The following is a 22,916-nucleotide window of genomic DNA, read 5'->3' on the forward strand; positions in this document are numbered from 1 at the left end:
CCCGCGAGATCGGCGAGGTCTTCGGCGCGGAGGAACTGCGCCGGATCGGCCCGGCCCTCGCGATCGAAGGTGAGACCCTCGGACTCGAGGAACTCGCGCAGATCGGGCGGACCGCGCTCACCACGGCCATCCCGGTCCTCGCGTTCCAGGGCGGCTTCGACACCACGCAGATCGGGGCGCTCTTCGCCGCCCTCGGGGTCACGATGCTCGTGCTCGCGACGGCGACCGCGATCGTCGGCGTCATCGGCGTCGCGCGGAAGGACCGCGCCCGGCTGCTCTCGGCCGTCACGCTCGGCGTCGGCGCGAGCGTCGCGATCGTCGAGCTGGGCGCGCTCGTCGTCCCGCCCCTGGTCGGCCTCTCCCTCCAGTACTGACGAGGCCCGCCGGAGCGGATCCCTCCATCCGCCCTCGCAGGATCCGCACGGCGCCGCGTCCGTTCCTCGCGCTCCCCTGCGCCGCGACGGCCCTGCCGGCTCCCCGGCGATGCGCCAGGATGGGGGGCATGACGACACGCGTGGACGGCCTCTTCGTCTACCCGGTGAAGGGCTTGACCCCGCAGCCGCTCCCCTGCGTCGAGCTCACCACAGGCCGCGGCGTCCCCTTCGACCGCACGATCGCCCTCGCCCGCCCCGGCGGCGCCTACCGGCCCGGCATGCGGCACGGCATCTCCAAGCGCGAGTACTTCGTGCTCGTCGCCGAGGCGCGCCTCGCCGGCCTGACCACGCACCTCGACCCCGACAGCGGAGTGCTCACCGTCGACGTCCGCGGCCACCGGGTCCTCTCCGCCGACCTCGGCGCGGAGGACGGCCGGGCCGCACTGCGCTCCTTCGCCGCCCGCGTGCTCGACCTGCCGCCCGGCGTCGAGCCCGTGATCGCCCAGGACGCGGGGCGCCGCTACACCGACACGGCCCACAACTCCGATGTGGAGATGGAGTACGTCTCGCTGATCAACCTGGCGAGCGTCCGCGACCTCGCCGAGCGCACCGGCCGGAGCGTCGATCCGCTGCGGTTCCGCGGGAACATCCACCTCGAGGGGCTGCCCGCGTGGAGCGAGCTCGAGCTGCTCGGGCGCGAGCTCACCGCGGGCGGGCTGCGGCTGCGGATCACGAAGGTCACCGAGCGGTGCGCCGCGACCGAGGTCGAGCCGGGCACCGGTCGGCGCGACCTGCCCGTCCCCCGGCTGCTGCACGAGACCTACGGCCACGAGCTCCTCGGCGTCTACGCGGAGGTCCTCGACGGCGGCACGCTCGGCGTGGGCGACGAGCTGGTGCTCCGTGGCTGAGCTGCGGCTCGTGGTGGCCGAGCGCGAGGCGCTCACCCCGGCCGTCACCCGCTTCGTGCTGCGGAGCGAGGACGGCGCCCCGCTGCCCGGCTACTCCGCCGGCGCGCACCTCACGCTCACGACCCCCTCCGGCGAGCGCCGCAGCTACAGCCTCGTCGAGCCGGGATCCGCGGAGCCGTCGCACTACGCGATCGCGGTGCGCCGCGAGCCCGGGGGTCGGGGCGGATCGCGGAGCCTCCACGACGACGTCCGCGTCGGCGACGTCCTCTCCTCCGCGCCGCCAGCGAACACCTTCGCCCTCCGGCCCGCCGCCCGCTACCTCCTGATCGCCGGCGGGATCGGGGTCACCCCGATCCGCGCCATGGCCGCCGAGCTCCGGGCGCAGGGCTCGGCCGTGCAGGTCGTCTACCTCAGCCGCACCCCCGGGGACACGGCGTGGCTCGACGAGTTCTCCGCCGACGGCTCCCTCGTGCACCACAGTGCGATCCACGGACGGCTCGACCTCTGGCCGCTCGTCGCCGAGCCCGACGACGACGCCCGGATCTACTGCTGCGGTCCGTCCGCGCTGATCGACGAGGTCCTCGCCCTCACGATGCACTGGCGCCCGAGCCGGATCCACGTCGAGGACTTCGCGGGCGTCGACGCCGTCGGCGACCGGGCCGTCCCCTTCGCCGCCGTCTGGGAGCCGACCGGAGCCGTCGTGGAGGTCCCGGCCGACCGCTCGCTCCTCACCGCGCTACGCTCCTCCGGGATCGACGTCGACTCCTCCTGCGAGTCGGGCACCTGCGGCACCTGCCGCCTGCGCCTCGTCGGCGGGACGGCGGAGCACCGCGACCTGGTGCTGACCCCCGAGGAGCAGGACCGCTGGATCATGCCGTGCGTCTCGCGCTCCGCCGGCGGCGAGCTGGTCGTCGCCCCGGAATGACGGAGCGACGGGGCCGGGCCCCACGCACGCCGGCCGACACGCGTCGGCCGTCGTGTGACGCCGCGTGACGGGCGCCCGGCGCCCGGTCCCCCGCATGCCTAGGCTCCCGGACGGGGGACCACGACCGTCACGACCGAAGGACTTCCGATGACCAGCACCTCCGTCCGCACCCAGCTCGACCAGTTCACCGTCGGCTTCGACGAGACGGTCGGCCCCGAGCTCGCCGCCGTCTTCTCCGGCGAGCGCGACGACCTCGTCGCCGCCGGCGCCCCGAGCGGAGCCGTCACCGCCGGCGACGCGCTCCCCGCCGCCTCCGTCGTGACCGTCGACGGCGACACCGTCGACCTCGCGGACGTCCTCGGCGCGGGCCCGGCCGTCCTCGTCTTCTACCGCGGAGCCTGGTGCCCGTACTGCAACATCACGCTCAAGCACTACAACGAGACCCTCGCCCCCGAGCTCGCGTCGCGCGGAGTCGCCCTCGTCGCGATCAGCCCGCAGACCCCCGACGGGTCGCGCGCGGCGGTCGCGAACGGCGACCTGGGCTTCACCGTCGTCTCCGACCCCGGCAACACGCTCGCGAGCGCTCTCGGCATCGTCACCGCCCCCAGCGGCGAGGCGCAGGAGGCGCACACCGCGCTCGGCTTCGCCGTGAAGGACAGCAACGCCGACGACACCCCGGCTGTCCCGTACCCGACCGTCCTGGTCGTCGACGTCGACCGGATCGTCCGCACGGCGGACGTGCACGTCGACTACACGACGCGCACGGAGACCGAGGAGATCCTCGCCGCCGTCGACGCGCTCTGACGCCTCCGCTCGCACCCTGAGCACGCGCGGCGGTCGAGCGCACCCCCTCGCCCGCCGCGCCGCCGCTCCCTAGGCTCGACCCGTGACAGCGGAGACGGACGTGCTCGTGGTCGGCGGCGGTCCGGTCGGACTCCTGCTCGGCGCGCTCCTGGCGCGGGCCGGAGTGGACGTGCAGGTGTGGGAGCGGCGCTCCTCGGTGCCGCGCGGCTCGCGGGCGATCGGCATCCATCCGCCGTCGCTCGACGCGTTCGCCGCGATCGGCGCCGATGCTCCCGTGCTGGCCGAGGCCACCCGGGTCCGCGAGGGCGTCGCGCGCAGCCGGGGCCGCACCCTCGGCACGCTCTCGTTCGCACGCGCCTCCGCGACGCACCCCTACGTCGTCACCCTCGACCAGCACCGCACCGAGGCGATCCTCCGCGAGCGCCTGGAGGCGGCGTCCCCGGACGCGCTGCGCCCCGGGGTCGCGCTGACCGGCCTGCTCCGTCGCGGCTCCACCGTCGAGGCGACCGGCACCGGACCGGGCGGCGAGCCGGTCTCTGTCCGCACCGCCTTCGTCGTGGGAGCCGACGGCGCCCGGAGCACCGTCCGCGACCTGCTCGGGATCCGCACCACCGGCCGCGACTACCCGGACCGCTACGTGATGGGCGACTTCGCCGACCCCGAGCCCGGCGGTCTCACCGGCACCGCGCTGGTCGACGTCGGCCCGGCCGGAGTGGTGGAGTCCTTCCCGCTGCCGGGCGGCCGGCGCCGGTACGTCGCCCTGAGCGGCCCCGACCGCTCCCTCGGCGCCCCCGCCTGGCGGCCCGAGGAGGCCCCCGACCAGGAGGCCGCGCGCGCCCTGGCCGCCGCTGTCCGCGACCGGACGGGCGCCGACGCCGACCCGGACACCTGCACGATGCTCAGCGGATTCCAGGTGCGGCGCCGCGAGGCCGAGCTGATGGGCGTCGGCCGCGTCGTGCTCATCGGCGACGCCGCGCACGAGATCAGTCCGATCGGCGGGCAGGGCATGAACCTCGGCTGGCTCGACGCCGCCGAGCTCGCCCCGCTCCTGGCCGGTGCCGTGCGCCGCGGCGAGGCCGGCCCCTGGCCCGGCTTCGCCCGGCGGCGCACCACCGCGGCCCGGCGCGCGGCGCGGCAGGCGGAGGCGAACATGGCCCTCGGACGCCCGCTCGGCTCGCTCGCGCACCGCGGCCGCGAGGCGTTCCTCCGCACCGCCCTCGCCCTGCCGACCTCGGACCTGCTCGCCCGCGTCTACGCGATGCGCTGGTCCTGAGGGCGGCCGGTCAGCCGACCAGCCGCGCGCCCGCCAGCCCGAGCTCGACCACCAGCACGAGCGAGGCCGCGATCACCAGCCGGAACAGGGTGCGCGTCGGCGGACCGGTCAGCACCAGGCGGATGCCCGCCGCGGCGAGCACGACCACCGCGAGGGTCCCGATCACCGCGAGCACCACGCCTGTCCCGCGCACCGGCTGGTCGCCGACGAGCTGTCCGACGAGCACGAGCAGCGCGGCCACCACCAGCGACCCGAAGGCGACGACTCCGGAGAGCCGCAGGCCGAGGCGGTGCGGGAAGCCGCGGACCCCGGTGGCCTCGTCGTCGACCAGGTCGGGGAGCACGTTCGTGCAGTGGATCGCGATGCCGAACACGGCGCCGGTCGCGATCGCCCACCAGGCGGGGAGCCGGCCGTCGCCCGCCGCGACCGCCACCACCGGCAGCAGCCCGAAGGCGACCACGAAGGGAGCGACCGACCAGACCGTGCGCTTGAGCCCCGCGTCGTAGGCCCAGCCCGCGGCGACCAGCACCAGGTGCGCGACCGCGGCGACCGGTCCGAGCAGCAGCGAGAGCACCACGGCGGCCGCCGCCGTCCCCAGTGCGGCGGCGCGGACGGCGCCCACGCCGATCAGCCCCTGCGCGACCGGCTTGTCGGTGCGCCCCACCGCGCGGTCGCGATCGGCGTCGATCCAGTCGTTCGCGAGCCCGATCGAGAGCTGCCCGAGCAGCACGGCGAGCGCCACCAGCACGACCTGCCCGAGCGGATGCCCGGACGCCGCCGCGATCACGGTCGCCAGCACGGTGACCGTCACGGTCGGCCCGGGGTGCGACGAGGCCAGCAGGAGTCGCACCCGGGACGTCATCCCGCCAGCCTACGGTCGCGGCGGCACAGCGGGGCGCCGGTCGCGCTCCCCGCCCCGGAGCGGGATCCAGCGTGGTCCGAGCGCGGCGCCCTCATCAGCCCGCGACGGGAATGGCCCGGGATGGGGCAGGGTTGCACCACCCGGCATCCCGACTCAGGAAGAAGGCCTCGTGGACCTCGTGCACTGGCTGTTCGACGCGCAGATCGTCATCGGCGAGCAGACCGTCCTCTGGCGGGAGGTCATCGGCAACGTCTTCGGGCTCCTCAGCGCCCTCGGCGGGATGCGGCGGAAGGTCTGGGCCTGGCCCGTCGGCCTCATCGGCAACGTGCTGCTGTTCACGGTCTTCATGGGCGCCCTGTTCGGCACTCCCAACCCCGTCAACCTGCTCGGCCAGGCCGGGCGGCAGGTGATGTTCATCCTGGTCAGCGTCTACGGCTGGTACCGGTGGACCCACCGCCCCGACGACTCGACCACCTTGATCGAGCCGCGCTGGGCGTCGTGGCGCACCCGCGGCCTGCTGGTGCTCGGGATGGTCGGCGGCACCGCGGTGCTGACCCCGGTGTTCCGCGCGCTCGGCTCCTACGAGCCGGTCTGGAGCGACGCGTGGATCTTCGTCGGCTCCGTCCTCGCCACCTACGGCATGGCGAAGGGCTGGACCGAGTTCTGGCTCATCTGGGTGGCCGTCGACCTGGTCGGCGTGCCGCTGCTGTTCTCGGCCGGCTACTACGCGTCGGGGCTGATGTACGTCTTCTACGGCGCGTTCACCCTGGTCGGCTTCTTCGTCTGGATGCGGCAGGGCACCCGTCCGTCCGCCGCTCCGATCACGGTCGGCTAGCTCTAGCAGCCTGCCGCCGCCGGCGGAAGTGGCCGTGCGGGAGGCGCTGTCGGTGGTCCACTGGGAGCGGAGGCGCCCGCCTCCCCCACCCGGAACGGACGCCATGCTCTCCCTCGTCTACTCCAGCCGCACCTCCGCCGGCTTCACGGACGCCGACCTCCCCGCGCTGCTCGCCCAGTGCCGCGCGAACAACGAGCGCCTCGGCCTGACCGGCATGCTCCTGCACCGCGACGGCCGATTCCTCCAGGTGCTGGAGGGGCCGGACGCGGTCCTGCGCGAGCGGATGGCCGTCATCGCCGCCGACGAGCGCCACGCGCAGCTGCGCACCCTCCTCGAGGAGCCGATCCGGGAGCGGCTGTTCCCGGAGTGGTCGATGGCGTTCGAGTCCGCCGCCGACGCCGACGCCGCCGGGCTCCGCACCTCCTTCGACGACCTCGACGACGCCGAGGCCGAGAGCGCGACGCTCCCGGCCCTGCGCGAGCTCATCCGCTTCTTCCGCGAGCGGAGCTAGGCGGAGCTAGGCGGAGCCAGGCGGAGCTGGGCGGAGCGATACGGGACGCCGGGATCGCGGCCGGTCCGCCGCCGGAACCCGACGCCCGTCAGTCCTCCGCCGAGGGAGGAGCGAGCCGGTCGAGCCGCGCCAGGAGCGGGGCGAAGCCGTCGCCGAGCAGGGCGCTCAGCGGCTCGCCGAACCAGAACCGCCAGACGGCGTCGAGCTCCTCGCCGGTGATCCGTCCTCGGCGCAGGAGGATGCTCGCGATCGGGGCCGCCTCAGACGCGTACTCGTCGCGGGGAGCGCCGTCCTCGCGACCCGGCTCGAGTCCGTACGGATCGACCCCGTCGAGCTCCCGCAGGACGGCCGCCACCATCGCGTCACGGCGTTCCGCGGTCGCGCCGTCCTGATCCGTCGGTGCTCGGCGCTTCATCGCGAGAAGGTAGCCAGCCCACTCCTCGTCGTCCATTCGTCGTCTCCGATCTCTCTGGATGCCGCGCCTTCTCGAGGCCTTTCTCTTTTTTCGGCGCCGGCTTGTCGAGGCACGGGGGAACCGCCTCTCCGACGGCTTGTCATCCCCCCGCGAGAAAGGCGCGGACGCCTTCCCGCGTCAGCCCCGAGGCGACGGCGAGCCGGTGCTCTCCGGCCCCGAGTCGGGCGGCTCCGCGGAGGGCCGCGGCCCTTTCTCCGCCCTCGCCGGAAGTCCCGCTCCGGAATGCCGCGAATTCCGCGGACACCTTATCGAGAGCGTCGACGACATCGCCGGACACGCTCTCCGGCGGCTCGCCGAGATCGATGCGCCAGCCTCTCCCGGACTTCTCGTCGCTGTCGTTCACACGCAGGAAAGTACCCCGGACCGCAGGGTGGCGCCTGTGATCGCCCGACGCCGTCGCGCCCCAGGGATCCGTCGTCGACGTCCGAGCGCACACGCCTCCCGGTCCGGAGAGGACGGCCTTCGAGGACTGTCCCGCGGACCTCGTCGCCGTGCTCCGCTCCGATGCGGCCTTCGCCTCGGCCGAGGTCTTCGACGGCTGACCCGACCGCGTCGACCACCCGCTGCGACGACCGCGGGGCGGAGGCGCGGATCGCGTCGTTCCGGCGCGCCCGCACCAGCGGTGCCGGAACGTCCGGCCGATCCGGGAGCGGCACCCGTCCGAGCCGTCGAGGTTCCGTCGGTGTGCAGGCCCCCGCGCCGAGGGACGTAAAGTGTGCTCACACGCGCCCGCGGACGGGCGAGCCGCCCGTGAGGGCGCCCCGGTCCTGCGTCGGAGGCGCCGATCACAGAGAGCCGCGGTGCCCGATGCCGGAAGACAAGCCCGCGTCGCGGGCGCCGAGCATCTACGACGTCGCCCGCGCGGCCGGCGTCTCGCACCAGACCGTCTCCCGGGTCCTGAACGACCACCCGAGCCTCCGCGCCGAGACGAAGAAGCGCGTGCTCGAGGTCATGGCCGAGCTCGACTACCGCCCCAACCTCGCCGCGCGGGCACTGGTCACCAGCCGCACCCGCACCGTCGGCGTGCTGTCCTCGCAGAGCCTGCAGTACGGTCCGGCCTCCAGCATCCAGGCCATCGAGGTGGCGGCGCGCGACGCGGGCTACCTCGTCGTCACAGCCAACGTCGACGGCACCGACGGCGCGTCGATCCAGGCCGGGATCCGGCATCTGCTCAACCAGGCGGTCGAGGGCCTCGTGGTCGTCGCCCCGCAGATCCGCGTCTTCGACATCCTGTCCGGAGTCGCGCTGCGCATCCCGCACGTGACGCTGCAGACGAGCGAGGACGACCGCGACGACGCGCTCTACGTCGACCAGATGGCCGGCGCCCGCATCGCCACCGGGCACCTGATCGACCTCGGGCACACCGAGATCGTGCACCTCGCCGGCCCGCAGGACTGGATCGAGGCCGAGGCGCGGATGCGCGGCTACCTCACCGAGCTCGACCACCGCTCGATCCCGCTGCGCCCGCCGCTGCTCGGCGACTGGAGCGCCGAGCGCGGCCACCGCGTGGGCCTCGAGCTCTCGCGCTTCCTCGACTTCACCGCGGTGTTCGCGGGGAACGACCAGATGGCGCTCGGACTGATGAGCGCGTTCCACGAGCGCGGCGTCCGCGTGCCGGAGGACGTCAGCGTCATCGGCTTCGACGACATCCCCGAGGCGGCGTTCTACTGGCCGCCGCTGACCAGCGTCCGCCAGGACTTCGTGGAGCTCGGACGCCGGTGCGTGGCCGCGCTGCTCAGCCTGATCGAGGGCGACCGGCCGGAGAAGGCGGCGCCGATCGCTCCGCAGCTGGTCGTCCGCGGATCCACGGCCGTCCCCCGGAGCGCGAGCGTCACCGCCTCGCGCTGACCGGCGGCCGCGACGCCCTCGCGCCGCGACCGCCCTGGATCACTCGCCGTGAGCGGCGATCGACACGTCGTTCCAGCGCTTCCAGGTCTCGAGGCGCGACTCGTAGTCCGCCGTCGCGATGCCCAGCGGCGCGCGCCCGAAGAAGATCCGCAGCGGCGGCTCGTCCGCGTCCACGACCGCGAGGATCCCGAGGCGCGAGGCCCGCGGGTCGCCCTGCTGAGCGGCGGAGGGGCGTCGGCTCGCTGCCTCCCGGACCTCGTCGTACGCGGCGATCGGCTCGCTGCGCGACGCGGAGGGACCGGACCAGTCGGTCGAGTACCCGCCGGGCTCGACGAGGGTCACGTGGATCCCGAAGCCGGCGACCTCGGCGGCCAGCGACTGGGTGAAGCCCTCGAGCGCCCACTTCGACGCGTGGTACGCGCCGATCGAGGGGAACGCGCTGATGCCGCCGATGCTCGACACCTGGACGATGTGGCCCGAGCCCTGCTCGCGGAGGATCGGCAGCGCGGCCTGGGTGATCCAGAGGGCGCCGAAGACGTTGGTCTCGAGCTGCGCGCGGACCTCCTCCTCGGTGAGCTCCTCGATCATGCCGAAGTGCCCGTAGCCGGCGTTATTGATCACGACGTCCAGCCGGCCGAACCGCTCGGCCGCGGCCTGCACGGCGGCGAAGCCGGCCGCGCGGTCGGTCACGTCGAGGGTCAGCGGGAGGAACGTGTCGGGGTACTCCTCGACGAGGGCGTCGAGGGTCTCGATCCGGCGGGCGGTGCCGGCGACCGAGTCGCCGCGCTCGAGCGCCGCCTCGGCCCACTCGCGGCCGAAGCCCTTCGAGGCGCCGGTGATGAACCAGGTCTTCGTCATGGTGTGCGTCCTTTCGACAGTGCTGGACGCAACGCCGACGGCTCCGGCTCCCTTCCGGGGCCGGGGACCCTTGACAGCACCGCTCCGAGAGCGGACGAAGCGCCGCGGGTGTCCCGTTACCGAGTCGAGACGTGCGCGTTGACACGAACGGCGCCGTCGGGTCTAGCATGACGCAATGTGATCGCTCACATGGCATCACATCTCCGCCCCGATCCCGAGGGCGGCCCTGCATCCACTGCATTCAATGACGAAGGAATCACAGTGACCACAATGAAGCGCGCTCTCATCGCCGGCATCGCCGGCGGAGCGATGATCCTCTCCCTCGCCGCCTGCTCCTCCGGAACCGGTGGCGGCTCGGGCTCGGGATCCGGCGACGGCGGCCTCGTCGGCGTCGCGATGCCGACCAAGTCGTCCGAGCGCTGGATCGCTGACGGCAACAACGTCAAGTCGCAGCTCGAGGAGGCCGGCTACCAGGTCGACCTGCAGTACGCCGAGGACGACATCCCCACCCAGGTCTCGCAGCTCGAGAACATGATCACCAAGGGCGCCAAGGCCCTGATCGTCGCCTCGATCGACGGCACCACCCTCACGAGCGTGCTCGAGGAGGCCAAGGCCAACGACATCCCCGTCATCGCCTACGACCGCCTCATCCGCGACTCCGAGAACGTGGACTACTACGCCACGTTCGACAACTACAAGGTGGGCGTCCAGCAGGCCACCTCGCTCCTCGCGGGCCTCGGTCTCACCGACCTCACCGGCGCGAAGGCCGCCGACGCCCCCGCCGGCCCGTTCAACGTCGAGCTGTTCGCCGGCAGCCCCGACGACAACAACGCCACGTTCTTCTTCAACGGCGCGATGGACACCCTCCAGCCGTACATCGACGACAAGACGCTCGTCGTGAAGTCCGGCGAGACCGACTTCAACACCGTCGCCACGCTCCGCTGGGACGGCGAGGTCGCCCAGAGCCGCATGGAGGACATCCTCACCAAGACGTACTCCGACGGCTCCAAGGTCCAGGGCGTCCTCTCGCCCTACGACGGCCTCAGCCGCGGCATCATCTCGGCTCTGACCGACGCCGGCTACACCGTCGGCTCCGACTTCCCGATCATCACCGGTCAGGACGCCGAGCTCGACTCCGTCAAGGCGATCATCGCCGGCGAGCAGTACGCGACCATCTACAAGGACACCCGCGAGCTCGCCAAGGAGGCCGTGAAGATGGCCCAGGCCGTGCTCGAGGGCACCGAGCCCGAGGTCAACGACACCGACACCTACGACAACGGCAAGAAGGTCGTCCCGTCCTTCCTGCTCGAGCCGGTCATCGTCACCAAGGACCAGATCCAGTCCGTCCTCGTCGACGGCGGCTACTACACCGACGCGGAAGTGAACGGCTAGTCCTCTCTCCTCACCCGAGAAGGAACACCCCGGGAGGGCGCCCACTGGGCGCCCTCCCCCACTACGAAGGAAGGGAGGCGGCGTGACCTCGAACATCCTCGAGATGCGCGGCATCACCAAGACGTTCCCGGGCGTGAAGGCGCTCCAGGACGTCACGCTCAACGCACAGCGCGGCGAAGTCCACGCGATCTGCGGGGAGAACGGCGCCGGCAAGTCGACGCTGATGAAGGTCCTGTCGGGCGTCTACCCGCACGGCACCTACGAGGGCGACATCGTCTTCGAGGACGAGGTGATGCAGTTCTCCAGCATCCGCGACTCGGAGGCGAAGGGCATCGTCATCATCCACCAGGAGCTGGCCCTCAGCCCCTACCTCTCCATCGCGGAGAACATCTTCCTCGGCAACGAGGTGCGCGGCTTCGGCGGCCTGATCGACTGGAACAAGACCAACCAGGAGGCCGCGGCGCTGCTGGCCCGCGTGGGTCTGCGCGAGAACCCGACCACCAAGATCATGGAGATCGGAGTCGGCAAGCAGCAGCTCGTCGAGATCGCGAAGGCGCTCTCCAAGCGGGTCAAGCTGCTCATCCTCGACGAGCCCACCGCGGCCCTGAACGACGAGGACTCGGACCACCTGCTCGACCTGATCCTGCACCTCAAGGAGCAGGGCATCACGTCGATCATCATCAGCCACAAGCTGAACGAGATCAAGAAGATCGCGGACACCGTCACGGTCATCCGCGACGGCAAGACCATCGAGACGATCGCTCACGGCGACGTCACCGAGGACCGCATCATCAAGGACATGGTCGGCCGCGACCTCGACCACCGCTACCCGGACCACACGCCGCACATCGGCGAGGAGATCCTGCGCGTGGTCGACTGGACGGCCCACCACCCCCAGGACCCGACCCGCGTCATGGTGGACAAGGTCAACCTGTCGGTCCACCGCGGCGAGATCGTCGGCATCGCCGGGCTCATGGGCGCCGGGCGCACCGAGTTCGCGATGAGCCTCTTCGGCCGCTCCTACGGCAGCCGCATCTCCGGCCAGGTCTTCAAGGCCGGCAAGGAGATCAAGATCCGCAACGTCTCGGAGGCGATCGCCCACGGGCTCGCCTACGCGACCGAGGACCGCAAGCACTACGGCCTCAACCTCATCGACGACATCAAGCGGAACATCTCGCTCGCGTCGCTCGACAAGGTCGCCCGCGGCGGACTCGTCGACGACAACCGCGAGTTCGAGGTCGCCAACGAGTACCGCGGCAGCATGAACATCAAGTCGCCGACCGTGCTCGCCAAGACCGGGAAGCTCTCCGGCGGCAACCAGCAGAAGGTCGTCCTGTCGAAGTGGATCTACTCCGACCCGGACGTCCTCATCCTCGACGAGCCCACCCGCGGCATCGACGTGGGTGCGAAGTACGAGATCTACACCATCATCAACCGGCTCGCGGCGCAGGGTAAGGGGATCATCGTCATCTCCTCCGAGCTGCCGGAACTGCTCGGCATCTGCGACCGCGTCTACGCGCTGTCGGAGGGCCGGATCACGGGCGAGCTGCCCATCGCCGAGGCGACGCCCGAGGCGGTCCTCACCCTCATGACCCAGGAGAAGCAACGATGACCGATCTGCAGAACGAACCGTCCACCGCGGCCGGTGCGCAGGTGAAGCCCACCGAGAACGCCTTCACGAAGCGCCTCAGCCACGTGCTGGGCGACCTCGGCAAGAACGGCATCTTCATCGCCCTCATCGTGGTGGTGCTGCTGTTCGAGGTGATGACCGGCGGAATCCTCCTCCGCCCCCAGAACATCTCGAACCTGATCGTCCAGAACGGCTACATCCTGATCCTCGCCATCGGCATGGTGATGGTCATCGTGGCCGGGCACATCGACCTCTCGGTCGGCTCGGTCGCGGCGTTCGTCGGAGCGATCTCGGGCGTCTTCGCGGTCAACATGGGTCTCCCGTGGTGGCTGTCGATCATCCTCTCCCTCCTCATCGGCGCCCTGGTCGGAGCGTGGCAGGGCTTCTGGATCGCCTACGTCGGAATCCCGGCGTTCATCGTGACCCTGGCGGGCATGCTGATCTTCCGCGGCCTGGCGCTCGTCGTCCTCGGCAACGCGAACATCGGCTCCTTCCCGACCGAGTACCGCGCGCTGGGCAACGGCTTCCTCACCGACCTGTTCGGCGAGACCGACCTCGACCCGCTGTCGCTCGTCATCGGCGCGCTCGCGATCGTCGCCTTCGCCGTGCAGTCCGTGCGCACCCGCCGCGGCCGCCAGAAGTACGCGCAGAGCGTCGAGCCGGGCGCCTGGTTCGTCACCAAGCTCGTCCTCGTCTCCGTCGTGATCGCGGCCTTCTCCTTCGCGCTGGCCACCTTCAAGGGCATCCCGGTCACCCTGATCGTGCTCGCCGTGCTCGTCCTGATCTACGGCGTGGTCATGAACCGCTCCGTCTTCGGCCGCCACGTCTACGCGATCGGCGGCAACCTGCACGCCGCGGAGCTGTCCGGCATCAAGACCCGCAACGTCACCTTCTGGCTGTTCGTCAACATGGGCGTCCTCGCGGCGCTGGCCGGCCTCGTCTTCACCGCGCGACTCAACCTCGCCGGCCCGAAGGCGGGCGACGGCTTCGAGCTCGAGGCCATCTCGGCCGCGTTCATCGGCGGCGCGGCGGTCCAGGGCGGCGTCGGCACCATCGGCGGCGCGATCATCGGTGGCCTCATCATCGGCGTCCTGAACAACGGCATGTCGATCATGGGCATCGGCATCGAGTGGCAGCAGGCGGTCAAGGGCCTCGTGCTCCTGCTCGCGGTCGCCTTCGACGTCTACAACAAGCGCCGCTCGGGCGGACGCTAGGCCCTGCGGTCGTGCCCGACTGGTCGCGGTTCCTGCCGCTGAGCACCGGGCCCTCGGTCGACGAGACGGGCGTCAGCAACGACTGGCGCCCCCTCGTCGCCGAGAGGCTCGACCGCCTCGCCGTCCTGGCCGCCTCGCCCTCCACCACGGAAGGCGAGGCGGCCAGTGCCGTCTCCCGGGACGCCCTGCTCGGAGAGCTCGTCGTGCGGCTCTCGAGCAGCACCGGCCAGCGCCTCGCGACGCGGATGGGCGCCCGCGAGGCCTCCTCCCCTCCCCCTGCCGCCGAGATCGCCCCGGCCCTGGCCGCTCTCGCCTCCGCTCGCCGCGCCGGCGCGGGTCCCCGCTCGGTCGCCGAGCTGGTCGAGGTCGTCCGCGTCGAGCTCGCGCTCTCCCCCGAGCCGCTCGCCCTCTCCTCCCGCATCACCGGCGGGGTGGCCCTGGACCGCCTGCAGCGCGCGCCGCTCGCGATCCGCGCCGCCGTCCGCGGTCGCACCCTCGCTCCGACCGACGCGGAGTGGGAGCTCGGCTCCGGCCCCGCCCTGCGCGTGCCGGCCGACGCGATCCTCCGCTTCCTGCTCGGCCTCGGGCCCTTCCCCGCCGAGCCGACCGCCTAGGCGGCGCCGCCTCCTGCCCCCGGGCGGAGGCGGCGCCGCGCCGGTCGTAGCATCGGAGGATGACGCGCTCACTGCCGAGAAGCACCCCGTCCGCCCGCTCCGTCGACGCCGAGGGAGTGCTGGCCTTCGTCGAAGGCGTCGAGGCCGCTCCCGGCGTCGAGCTGCACGGCCTGATGGTCGTGCAGGGCGGCGACGTGGTCGCCGAGGGCTGGTGGGCGCCGTACTCGGCCGAGCGGCTGCACCTCTTCTACTCGCTGAGCAAGAGCTTCACCGCGACCGCCGTCGGCCTCGCGGTCGCCGAGGGCCTGGTCGACCTGGACGCCACCGTCCTCTCGTACTTCCCCGAGCTCGACGACGAGATCACCGACCCGCGCTCGCGTGCGATCCGCGTCCGCCACGTCCTCGCGATGGCGAGCGGCCACTCCGCCGAGACGATCGACCGTGCCGAGGAGACGGACCCGGCCGACCTGGTGCGCGGCTTCCTCCTCCTCCCGCCGGAGCAGGAGCCGGGCTGCGTCTTCGCCTACAACCAGCCCTGCACCTTCGCCGCCGCCGCGATCGTGCAGCGCGTGAGCGGGCAGTCGCTGACCGACTACCTGCGCCCGCGCCTGCTCGATCCGCTCGGCATCGGCGAGGTCGCCTGGCATCGCGACGACTCGGGGCGCGAGCTCGGCTACAGCGGGCTGCACGCCACCACCGAGGCGGCAGCTGCGCTCGGACTGCTGTACCTGCAGGAGGGGCGCTGGGGCGACCGGCGGATCCTCTCGCCGGAGTGGGTCGCCGAGGCGTCCCGCGCGCACGTCCCGACCCACGAGGACGGCGGACCGGACTGGCAGCAGGGCTACGGCTTCCAGTTCTGGCGGTCGCTGCACGGCTACCGCGCGGACGGCGCGTACGGGCAGTTCAGCCTGATCGTGCCCGAGCGCGAGCTCGTGATCGCGCTGACCGGCCAGACCTCGGACACGCAGACGCTGCTCGCGCTCGCCTGGGAGCACCTGCTCCCCGCCGTCGGCCGCGGGTCCACGGCGGAGGCCGACGCCCGGCTGGCCGACCGGCTGTCGGAGCTCGCCCTTCCCCCGCTCGAGGGCGCCTCCCCCGCGACCGGGAGCTACACGCCGGTCGGATCGTGGCCCGACGCCGTCGAGGTGACGGCCGACGAGGGCGGCTGGACGCTCGCGCTGACCGAGGGCGACGAGCGCTTCACGGTGACGCCCGGCGCGGGAGCCTGGACCGTCGACGGGCCGTTCGCGGCGAGCGCCGGACCCTCGGGCGACGGAGTCCTGGTCGACGTCGTGTTCCTCGAGACCCCGCACCGCCTGCACGTCGAGCTCGCTCCCGACCGCACCGCCCGCGTCCGCTGGGAGACGGAGCCGCTGCACGACGGCCCGCTCGCCGGGCTGCGCGCCCCGCGCTGACGGCAGGACCCGCTCCGCTCATCCGTCGCGAACGGCCCGTCCGCCCTTCGGCGACGGGCCGTTCGCGATGAATCGAGAGGGGTCGCGCTCGGCCGTGCGGACCGCGCACATCGGGCGGTGCTCACCGGGGGTCGACGAGTCGAGGAGCGGAGTGGGCACGAGGGTCCTTCCTGGGGGGCGGCGCTCTGGCACAATCGTCGGAGCGCTGCTCCGGAACATTGCGGAGCACTGCTCCGGAACGTGGTGGAGCTGCGCTCGGAGGCATTACGGAGCGCCGCTCCGAAAAGCAAGGAGAACCGATGAGCGACCGTGTGCCCCGCACGCCCGGCCGACCGCGGACGAGTCGCGACGCACTGCTCGCCGCCGCGGCGACGGTGTTCGTGGCCTCCGGCGTGGAGGCGCCGGTCCGCGAGATCGCGGCGGAGGCCGGCGTCGGCATGGGGACGATCTACCGGCACTTCCCGACCCGCTCGGAGCTCGTGGTCGCCGTCTACCGCCACCAGGTCGAGGCCTGCGCGGAGGCGGGCCCACGGCTGCTCGCCGACAGCGCGACCCCGGAGGCAGCCCTCAGGGCCTGGGTCGCCCACTTCGTCGACCTCCTGGTGACCAAGCACGGCCTCGCCGGTGCGCTCCAGGGCGACAGCGCCGGATCCGACGCCCTGCACGCCTACTTCGTGGAGCGGCTCGTCCCCGTCTGCGGCGACCTGCTCGAGGCGGCACGACCCGCCCGGATCCCGGCGTCGAGTCTCAGCGGCTACATGCTCCTCAAGGGCATCGGCAACCTCTGCATCGGCGCCGCCCACGATCCGGACTACGACGCCGACACCCTCGTGCAGGCCCTCGTCACCGGAGCGCTGCAGGCGGATCAGCCCTGATCGCCTCCACGGTCCGCTCGACCGCGTCCTGGACCGCCGCCCTGCGGCTCGCGTCGTCCTCGCGCTCGGACTCGTGGACGAAGACGGCCCCGCCGCGCCGGGCTCCGCAGTAGTCGATGATCCCGTGCTGGATCTGCGTCAGCAGCGCCTGCTCGTAGCCGTGCCGCTCGTAGGTCCCGGCGGAGTCCCCCGCGACGAGGACGAGGTGGACGGTCAGAGCGCCGAGCCTGCGCTGCGTGCCGTCGACGGGGTCGATGTCGAAGGCCCAGCCGGCGAGGAAGACGCGATCGATCCAGCCCTTCAGCAGCGCGGGCATCGACCACCAGTAGACGGGGAAGACGAGCACGAGGTGGTCCACGCCGTCGAGCCGGCGCTGCTCGCGGAGGACGTCGTCGGGAACCGGGCCGACACCGCGGTAGCGGTCCCGGTCGGCCGCGCCGAACCGCGGGTCGAAGCCCTCGGCGTCGAGGTCGGCCGTCTCCACTCCGTCGGGGCCGAGCTCCTCCCGCAGCCGCCGGGCGAGGGCGGCGGTGAGGGAGTCGCGGTCGGGGTGTGCGGTGACGAGGAGGGTGCTCACCGCTCCAGTGAACCGCACCCGCCCTGCGGCACCCTGGCAGGATGACCCGGTGACTCCGCACCGCTCCCCCCGCCGCCCCGACGTCGTCTCCGTCGAGCTCGTCGGTGGACCGGAGCCGCTCGAGCTCGCCCTGCACGAGCACGACCCCGAGTGGTCCGCCCTGTTCGAGGAGCACCGGCGGCGCATCCTCGAGGCCGTCCCGGGCGTGCGGGTCGAGCACATCGGCTCGACCTCCGTCCCGGGCCTGCCCGCGAAGCCGATCGTCGACGTGCTCGTCGTCGTGCCCGACGTCACGGCGGAGGAGGACCACGTCGCGCCGCTGCTCGAGGCCGGCTACGTCCTGCGCACCCGCGAGCCCGGGCACCGGCTCGTCCGCACGCCCGGACGGGACGCCCACGTCCACATCTACGAGGAGGGTCATCCCGCGATCGACGCGTACCTCCTCCTGCGCGACCGGCTGCGCACCGACCCGGCCGACCGCGAGCTCTACCGCAGCACGAAGGCGTCTCTCCTCCTCCGGCGCTGGGAGGACGGGAACGACTACGCCGAGGCGAAGTCCGCCGTGATCGCGGCCATCCTTGAGCGCGCGAGATCCTCGCAGCCCTGAGATCTCCCGCGCTTCGTCCAGAACAGCGCCAACTTCCTCGACCTGCGCACGCTGGGCGGCGACGACGTCGGAGCGGACTACCTGCCCTGGGCGGCGGACGCGGCGACCGCGGCGGACGGCTCCGTCGTGGGCGTGCCGACCGACGTGGGCGGCCTCAGCTTCGCCTACCGCACGGACCTGTTCGAGCAGGCAGGCCTCCCCACCGATCCGGACGAGGTCGCCGCGCTCTGGAGCGACTGGGACGGCTTCCTCGCGACCGGCGAGAAGTACACGGCCGCGACCGGCAAGCCCTTCGTCGACAACGTGGAGACCAGCGTCTTCTACTCGACGATCAACCAGGTCACCGAGAAGTACTACTCCCCCGACGGCGAGCTCGTCTACGACACGAACCCGCAGGTGGAGGACGCCTTCGACATCGCCGTGAAGGCCCACGACGCGGGGATCAGCGCCGGCATCGCCGCCTTCTCCTCCGGCTGGGCACCCGGCCGGGCGAACGGCTCGTTCGCCGTGACCGTCGCTCCGTCCTGGATCCTCCAGGGCATCAAGACCGACGCCCCCGACACCGCGGGGAACTGGCGCGTCACCTCGGTCCCCGGAGTCGGCGGCAACTGGGGAGGCAGCGTCATCGCCATCCCGGCGCGGGCCGAGCACCCGCAGGCCGCGTGGCAGTACATCCAGACGATGATGTCGGCGGAGGGCCAGGAGGACCACTTCGCCACCTCCGGCACGTTCCCCGCCGCCACCGCCGCCCTGCAGAGCGACAGCGTCCGCGCCTACACCGATCCGTTCTTCGGCGACTCGAGGATCGGCGAGGTGATCGCGAGCTCGGTCGAGGACTTCCCCTCGTTCGTGAACGGCCCCGACACCGGAGCGATCGGCGCCGCCCTCTCGGGGGCGCTGGTCGAGCTGGAGTCCGGCAACGTCTCCTCTGCCGACGCCTTCTCGAGCGGGCTCGACAGCGCTCGCCAGGCGGTCGGCGGCTAGGCCGCACCGCACGTCCGATCGCCCTCGAGCCCTCCGGCTCGGGGGCGATCGCGGTTCGGGCGGCATCGGATGATCGCCGGTTAGCGGAGCGCGCCTTCCAGCCGGGCGGAGCGCTCGTGCCGGAAGGTCGAGCAGCGAGGACCGGGCCCACGCAGCCGTCGGGATCCGGCGATCGGATCGACCAGGATGTTGACGTCATCAGAGCCTCGTGGAAGCCTGATGTTTGCGTGAACATGCGCGAAGTCCCCGGTGCAAAGGAGCACAGCATGACGTCTCGACCACGAGCGGCCGCCGCGGCGGTGACCGCGCTGCTCGTCGCAGCACTCCTGGGAACAGGAGCGCAGTCGGCCTCGGCCGCCGTGGCCACGGATCCCGACGACGGAGTGCCGCGCACCTCGACGCCCGTGACCTACACCGACTACCCGGCGGTCCAGGACCCGGGCAGCACCGCGGCCGGCTACTTCCAGCCCTACTGGTACGACACCGACGGCCGCCACATCCAGGCGCACGGCGGCCAGATCGTCACCGTCGAGGAGGGCGGTCAGCAGGTCCAGTACTGGTACGGCGAGGACCGCACGAAGGGCTACTGGAACAGCCCCGGAGTCGCGGTCTACCGCTCCACCGACGGCCACAACTGGGAGAACAAGGGCACCGCGCTCCGCAGCGTCTCGGCTCCGGCCGACCTCGAGGCCCCTTACTTCGACGCGCTCTACGACACCGTCGACGACTCCGGAGCCCCTCGCGCCGACCGCATCGCGGAGCTCGACTACCACCTCGACACGACGCAGGCCTCGCCGAACACCGCCATCTTCGAGCGCCCCAAAGTCCTCTTCAACGAGAAGACCGGCAAGTGGGTCATGTGGTGGCACTCCGACGGCCGGACCACCCCGGGCGGCAGCACCTACGCGCGCTCGATGGCGGGAGTCGCCGTCTCGGACAGCCCGACCGGGCCCTTCACGCTCCAGGGCGTCTACCGCCTCTACAACCGCACGGACTACAAGGCCTGCACCACCTCCGCCGTTCCCGGGCAGGCGCGGGACATGACCGTCTTCCAGGACGAGGACGGCACCGCGTACATCTCCTACTCCTCCGAGGAGAACTACTCGCTCTACGTGGCGAAGCTGGACGCCGACTACACCAACGTCGAGCGGACCACCACGACCGACACCCTCGACGCGAACCAGTACTCGGCCGACGGGACGTACCCCTACGTCTTCGCCGACGGTGCGGCCGGAGCACCGGTGCGCGGCACCGACTTCCAGATCGTCAAGGAATGCGGACACCTCGAGGCGCCCGCGATCTTCGCCAACGGCGGCAAGTACTACACGATCGCCTCCGGGGCGACCGGCTGGGCGCCGAACCCGCAGACCTACTACACCGCCGACTCGATCCTCGGCGCGTGGACCCGCGGAGTCGAGAAGGGCGACGCCGACGAGAACGTCGCCTACAACGCGATCCCGGAGGGCGGCGACGGCCTGCTCTCGATCGGCGACTCCCGCAAGACCACCTTCGGCTCGCAGTCGACGAACGTCCTCACCCTCGCTCCCGGGAAGTACGTCTACATGGGCGACCGCTGGAACGAGGGCAAGTCGGACTCGACCTACGTCTGGCTCCCGATGACGGTCGGTGAGAACGGCCGCCTCGAGATGCGGAATCCGGCTCAGGAGGACCCGGCGCGCTGGGGATCCGGCTGGAACCTCTCCTACTGGGACGACAAGGGGGTCGGCGAGGGCGTCTGGTCGGTCGTGGACGCCCGTCTGCCGAAGCAGGTCCGCCGCGGCGCCGACATCGCCGCCGCGCTCCCCTCGACGGTCTCGGTCGCGAGCAACGGCTCGACCCGCGACGTCGCCGTGACCTGGGCGGCCCCCGGCCCCGCCGAGCTCGGCACGGTGCAGGTGACGGGCACGCTCGCCGCCGACGCCGGATTCTCCTCCGGCCGCCGCTTCACCCGCACGATCGAGGTGGCGGAGCCGGGCATCGCGAACCTCGCTCCCGGAGCGTCCGTCGCGGTCTCGAGCCGCACGGACCTCGCCGGCAAGCTCATCGACGGCGACGTCAAGGGCAAGGGCTGGGACGACTGGTCCTCGGCCGGCTACCCGCGCGACAGCCGCCTCTCCTTCTCCTGGGGCGCGGCGCAGAACCTCGACTCGGTGACGGTCAGCACCTACAAGGACGGTGCGACCGCCACCTGGCCCTCGAGGATCGAGGTCGAGTACCAGGTGAACGGCGCATGGACGACCTCCTCGGTCGCCACCACCCTCAGCCAGGCCGCGACCGGATCCGCCCCGACGGCGATCCTCGACCTGTCCTCCCTGCCCGACACCACGGGCCTCCGCCTGCACCTCACCAGCGCGGCGAACACGTGGCAGTCGGTCTCGGAGGTGCAGATCTGGGGCACCGCGCCGCCGACGAACGTCTGCCGCGTCCCCGGAGCCGCGGTCTCGGCGTCGTTCAGCCAGACGAAGTACGCGACCCTCCCCGCGAAGAACGCCTGCGACGGCAACGTGAGCACCCCCTGGTCGACCTGGACCGACGGCACCTTCGCCGGCAGCGCCGAGTTCACGCTGACGAACACCGAGGCGCACCGCGTCGCCGGGCTCACCTTCACCAACACCGAGGGCACCCTGGCGTCGGTGAGCGTGGCCTACCGCGCCGAGGACGGCACCTGGAAGCCGACCACCGCGCAGAACGTCGCTCCGGCGGCGAACGGCACGCTGACCACGATCCCGTTCGCGGCGGTCTCGGCCACCGGCCTGAAGCTGACCTTCTCCACGCCGGGCTCGTTCCTCAAGATCGGCGAGATCGTCGTCCCCGAGGCGGCCGCCCCGGCGCTGACGGTGCCGGTGACCGTGACGTCGCGCTGCGTGGCCGGGAAGGCGGTGCTGACTGTCCTCGCCAAGAACGGCGGCACCGCTCCGATCGACGTCGCGATGGCCTCGGCCTACGGCTCGAAGACGGTCACCGCGGTGGCCGCGGGCGCGAGCGGATCGGCCGCGTTCACCACCCGCCTGGCGAGCATGCCGGGCGGCCAGGTGACGGTGACCGCCACGGCGGGCTCCGAGACCCTCGCGCAGACGGTGGCCTACCCGGCCCGCGTCTGCTGAGCGCACGGCGGCCGGTCGACCGGCCGTGACGGAGGAGGGGGTGCCCGCGGGCGCTCCCTCCTCTGCGTGTGCGGCGCATCATCCGACGCGCAGGGCGAGTGCGGGCTCGATGTGCGCGGCTCGAGGCTCCAGAGGCTGAAGGACGTGCCGGGCCTGGGCGGGAGCGCCGTCACGTCGATCTCCGCGGGCGGGAAGGAACGGCCGCTCCCCCGCAGGTGCTCCCCGAGAAGGAGATCGGTCGCCTGATCGATCCGGCTCAGCGCCGCCTCGTCGAAGAGGTGGGCGCACGAGCACGGCCGAGCCCGCTGGCGCGCTGCGCGGTACTCCACCCGGAAGCGGGGGTGCAGAGCACTTCGCGCTCCTGGTAGTAATCACAGGCGGGCGCATCGCAGAGCCCGCAGAACTGGACCGTCCGTGACCCGCACCACCCGCGCTCTCGCCGCGTTCGTCCCGACGACGACCCTCGTGCTCTCCGTGGTGTTCGCCTCCGCCGCACTCGCGCCCGAGGCGATGACCGCCCCGGAAGCGGTGTCGACGCCGACCGCCGCCTCGCCCGCGGAGGATGCGGCGCCGACTGCGGACCCCTCCGTTCCCGACACGGGATCCGGCGCCTCCGACCGCCGCTCCTCGAGCCCCTCCTCCGCGGATCCCGTCGAGCCCCGGCAGCCGACGACCGGCTCCTCCCCCGCAGACCGGCCCGCCGCAGACCCGCCCGCCGCGGACCGTCCCGCCGACTCCCCCTCCTCGCCACCGACGACGTGCAGCTGCGCTGGGCGCGGCCCGAGGTCCTCGACTCCGCCCGCCACCGGATGCTGCGCCTGCTCACCCTCG

23 protein-coding genes and 1 pseudogene are annotated in these 22,916 nt (G+C 72.4%); 18 read left to right on the top strand and 6 right to left on the bottom strand.

Translation table 11 applies throughout. From position 1 onward, the window contains the following. The 5 genes from C5C33_RS18685 to C5C33_RS15790 form a co-directional block, all read left to right on the top strand. The coding region (locus C5C33_RS18685; RefSeq protein WP_181136268.1) for a hypothetical protein at positions 1-374 on the top strand (374 nt) is incomplete at its 5' end. A 128-nt stretch (positions 375-502) separates the two neighbouring features. Next, positions 503-1,282: an MOSC domain-containing protein gene (locus tag C5C33_RS15775; RefSeq protein WP_181136269.1), complete on the top strand. Its 780-nt coding sequence runs from the start codon at positions 503-505 to the stop codon at positions 1,280-1,282. Beyond that, positions 1,275-2,207: a PDR/VanB family oxidoreductase gene (locus C5C33_RS15780; RefSeq protein ID WP_104261570.1), complete on the top strand. Its 933-nt coding sequence runs from the start codon at positions 1,275-1,277 to the stop codon at positions 2,205-2,207. The genes C5C33_RS15775 and C5C33_RS15780 overlap by 8 nt, the downstream gene beginning before the upstream one ends. 147 nt (positions 2,208-2,354) lie before the next feature. Further along, positions 2,355-3,011 (top strand): peroxiredoxin-like family protein, encoded by a 657-nt coding sequence (locus tag C5C33_RS15785; protein WP_104261571.1) that lies wholly within the window; start codon positions 2,355-2,357, stop codon positions 3,009-3,011. Positions 3,012-3,093: 82 nt separating this feature from the next. Then, positions 3,094-4,284: an NAD(P)/FAD-dependent oxidoreductase gene (locus tag C5C33_RS15790; RefSeq protein WP_104261572.1), complete on the top strand. Its 1,191-nt coding sequence runs from the start codon at positions 3,094-3,096 to the stop codon at positions 4,282-4,284. A 10-nt stretch (positions 4,285-4,294) separates the two neighbouring features. Here C5C33_RS15790 and C5C33_RS15795 read toward each other — a convergent pair whose 3' ends face one another. Next, complete coding sequence (locus C5C33_RS15795) at positions 4,295-5,146, bottom strand: UbiA family prenyltransferase (RefSeq protein WP_104227404.1); 852 nt, start codon at positions 5,144-5,146, stop codon at positions 4,295-4,297. Between the two features lie 169 nt (positions 5,147-5,315). Here C5C33_RS15795 and pnuC point away from each other — a divergent pair, with 169 nt between their 5' ends. Both pnuC and C5C33_RS15805 read left to right on the top strand, forming a co-directional pair. Next, positions 5,316-5,981 carry a nicotinamide riboside transporter PnuC gene (pnuC, locus tag C5C33_RS15800; protein ID WP_104227403.1) on the top strand — a complete coding sequence of 222 codons (666 nt, stop codon included), beginning with the start codon at positions 5,316-5,318 and terminating at the stop codon, positions 5,979-5,981. Between the two features lie 103 nt (positions 5,982-6,084). After that, on the top strand, positions 6,085-6,492 hold the full coding sequence (locus C5C33_RS15805; RefSeq protein WP_104227402.1) for a BLUF domain-containing protein: 408 nt from the start codon (positions 6,085-6,087) through the stop codon (positions 6,490-6,492). 88 nt (positions 6,493-6,580) lie between these two features. Here the strand turns inward: C5C33_RS15805 and C5C33_RS15810 are convergent, their stop codons facing one another. Next, a complete protein-coding gene (locus C5C33_RS15810) occupies positions 6,581-6,907 on the bottom strand; it encodes a hypothetical protein (RefSeq protein WP_146081558.1) in 327 nt (108 codons plus the stop codon). A gap of 139 nt (positions 6,908-7,046) precedes the next feature. Continuing rightward, positions 7,047-7,310: a hypothetical protein gene (locus C5C33_RS15815; RefSeq protein WP_104227400.1), complete on the bottom strand. Its 264-nt coding sequence runs from the start codon at positions 7,308-7,310 to the stop codon at positions 7,047-7,049. Positions 7,311-7,774: 464 nt separating this feature from the next. Between C5C33_RS15815 and C5C33_RS15820 the strand changes: the two genes are divergently transcribed. Further along, a complete protein-coding gene (locus C5C33_RS15820; protein ID WP_104224986.1) occupies positions 7,775-8,815 on the top strand; it encodes a LacI family DNA-binding transcriptional regulator in 1,041 nt (346 codons plus the stop codon). 39 nt (positions 8,816-8,854) lie between these two features. On the opposite strand, the gene C5C33_RS15825 is transcribed toward C5C33_RS15820, so the two are convergent. Further along, the gene (locus C5C33_RS15825) at positions 8,855-9,673 is read right to left on the bottom strand and encodes an SDR family oxidoreductase (RefSeq protein WP_104261575.1); all 819 of its coding nucleotides are present in this window, start codon (positions 9,671-9,673) and stop codon (positions 8,855-8,857) included. Positions 9,674-9,943: 270 nt separating this feature from the next. Between C5C33_RS15825 and chvE the strand changes: the two genes are divergently transcribed. The 5 genes from chvE to C5C33_RS15850 all read left to right on the top strand — a co-directional run bounded on the left by chvE (position 9,944) and on the right by C5C33_RS15850 (position 15,938). Then, positions 9,944-11,065 carry a multiple monosaccharide ABC transporter substrate-binding protein gene (gene chvE, locus C5C33_RS15830; protein WP_104224984.1) on the top strand — a complete coding sequence of 374 codons (1,122 nt, stop codon included), beginning with the start codon at positions 9,944-9,946 and terminating at the stop codon, positions 11,063-11,065. A gap of 82 nt (positions 11,066-11,147) precedes the next feature. Further along, complete coding sequence (gene mmsA, locus C5C33_RS15835) at positions 11,148-12,677, top strand: multiple monosaccharide ABC transporter ATP-binding protein (protein WP_104261576.1); 1,530 nt, start codon at positions 11,148-11,150, stop codon at positions 12,675-12,677. Further along, positions 12,674-13,909, top strand: a complete 1,236-nt coding sequence (mmsB, locus tag C5C33_RS15840; RefSeq protein ID WP_104227395.1) for a multiple monosaccharide ABC transporter permease — start codon at positions 12,674-12,676, stop codon at positions 13,907-13,909. The genes mmsA and mmsB overlap by 4 nt, the downstream gene beginning before the upstream one ends. A gap of 11 nt (positions 13,910-13,920) precedes the next feature. Then, positions 13,921-14,523 (top strand): hypothetical protein, encoded by a 603-nt coding sequence (locus C5C33_RS15845; protein WP_104234507.1) that lies wholly within the window; start codon positions 13,921-13,923, stop codon positions 14,521-14,523. 59 nt (positions 14,524-14,582) lie between these two features. Continuing rightward, positions 14,583-15,938 (top strand): serine hydrolase, encoded by a 1,356-nt coding sequence (locus tag C5C33_RS15850; protein ID WP_104261577.1) that lies wholly within the window; start codon positions 14,583-14,585, stop codon positions 15,936-15,938. A gap of 18 nt (positions 15,939-15,956) precedes the next feature. Here C5C33_RS15850 and C5C33_RS18690 read toward each other — a convergent pair whose 3' ends face one another. Further along, positions 15,957-16,097 (bottom strand): hypothetical protein, encoded by a 141-nt coding sequence (locus C5C33_RS18690; protein ID WP_181131602.1) that lies wholly within the window; start codon positions 16,095-16,097, stop codon positions 15,957-15,959. A gap of 140 nt (positions 16,098-16,237) precedes the next feature. Here C5C33_RS18690 and C5C33_RS15855 point away from each other — a divergent pair, with 140 nt between their 5' ends. Continuing rightward, complete coding sequence (locus C5C33_RS15855) at positions 16,238-16,813, top strand: TetR/AcrR family transcriptional regulator (RefSeq protein WP_104261578.1); 576 nt, start codon at positions 16,238-16,240, stop codon at positions 16,811-16,813. Here the strand turns inward: C5C33_RS15855 and C5C33_RS15860 are convergent. Next, entirely contained in the window at positions 16,782-17,390 is a 609-nt protein-coding gene (locus tag C5C33_RS15860; protein ID WP_104261579.1) for an NAD(P)H-dependent oxidoreductase, read from the bottom strand. The two genes, C5C33_RS15855 and C5C33_RS15860, sit on opposite strands and share 32 nt — an antisense overlap. 49 nt (positions 17,391-17,439) lie before the next feature. Here C5C33_RS15860 and C5C33_RS15865 point away from each other — a divergent pair, with 49 nt between their 5' ends. The 4 genes and pseudogenes from C5C33_RS15865 to C5C33_RS18830 form a co-directional block, all read left to right on the top strand. Further along, positions 17,440-17,997, top strand: coding sequence for a GrpB family protein (locus tag C5C33_RS15865; protein ID WP_104261580.1), 558 nt, complete (start codon positions 17,440-17,442; stop codon positions 17,995-17,997). A gap of 51 nt (positions 17,998-18,048) precedes the next feature. After that, positions 18,049-18,981 (top strand): ABC transporter substrate-binding protein, encoded by a 933-nt coding sequence (locus C5C33_RS15870; RefSeq protein WP_258069272.1) that lies wholly within the window; start codon positions 18,049-18,051, stop codon positions 18,979-18,981. Between the two features lie 266 nt (positions 18,982-19,247). Further along, positions 19,248-22,085, top strand: coding sequence for a discoidin domain-containing protein (locus tag C5C33_RS15875; protein WP_146085804.1), 2,838 nt, complete (start codon positions 19,248-19,250; stop codon positions 22,083-22,085). 414 nt (positions 22,086-22,499) lie between these two features. Continuing rightward, positions 22,500-22,916, top strand: a pseudogene (locus C5C33_RS18830) (hypothetical protein); the annotation flags it as partial.

This window comes from Rathayibacter sp. AY1H3 (assembly GCF_002932015.1).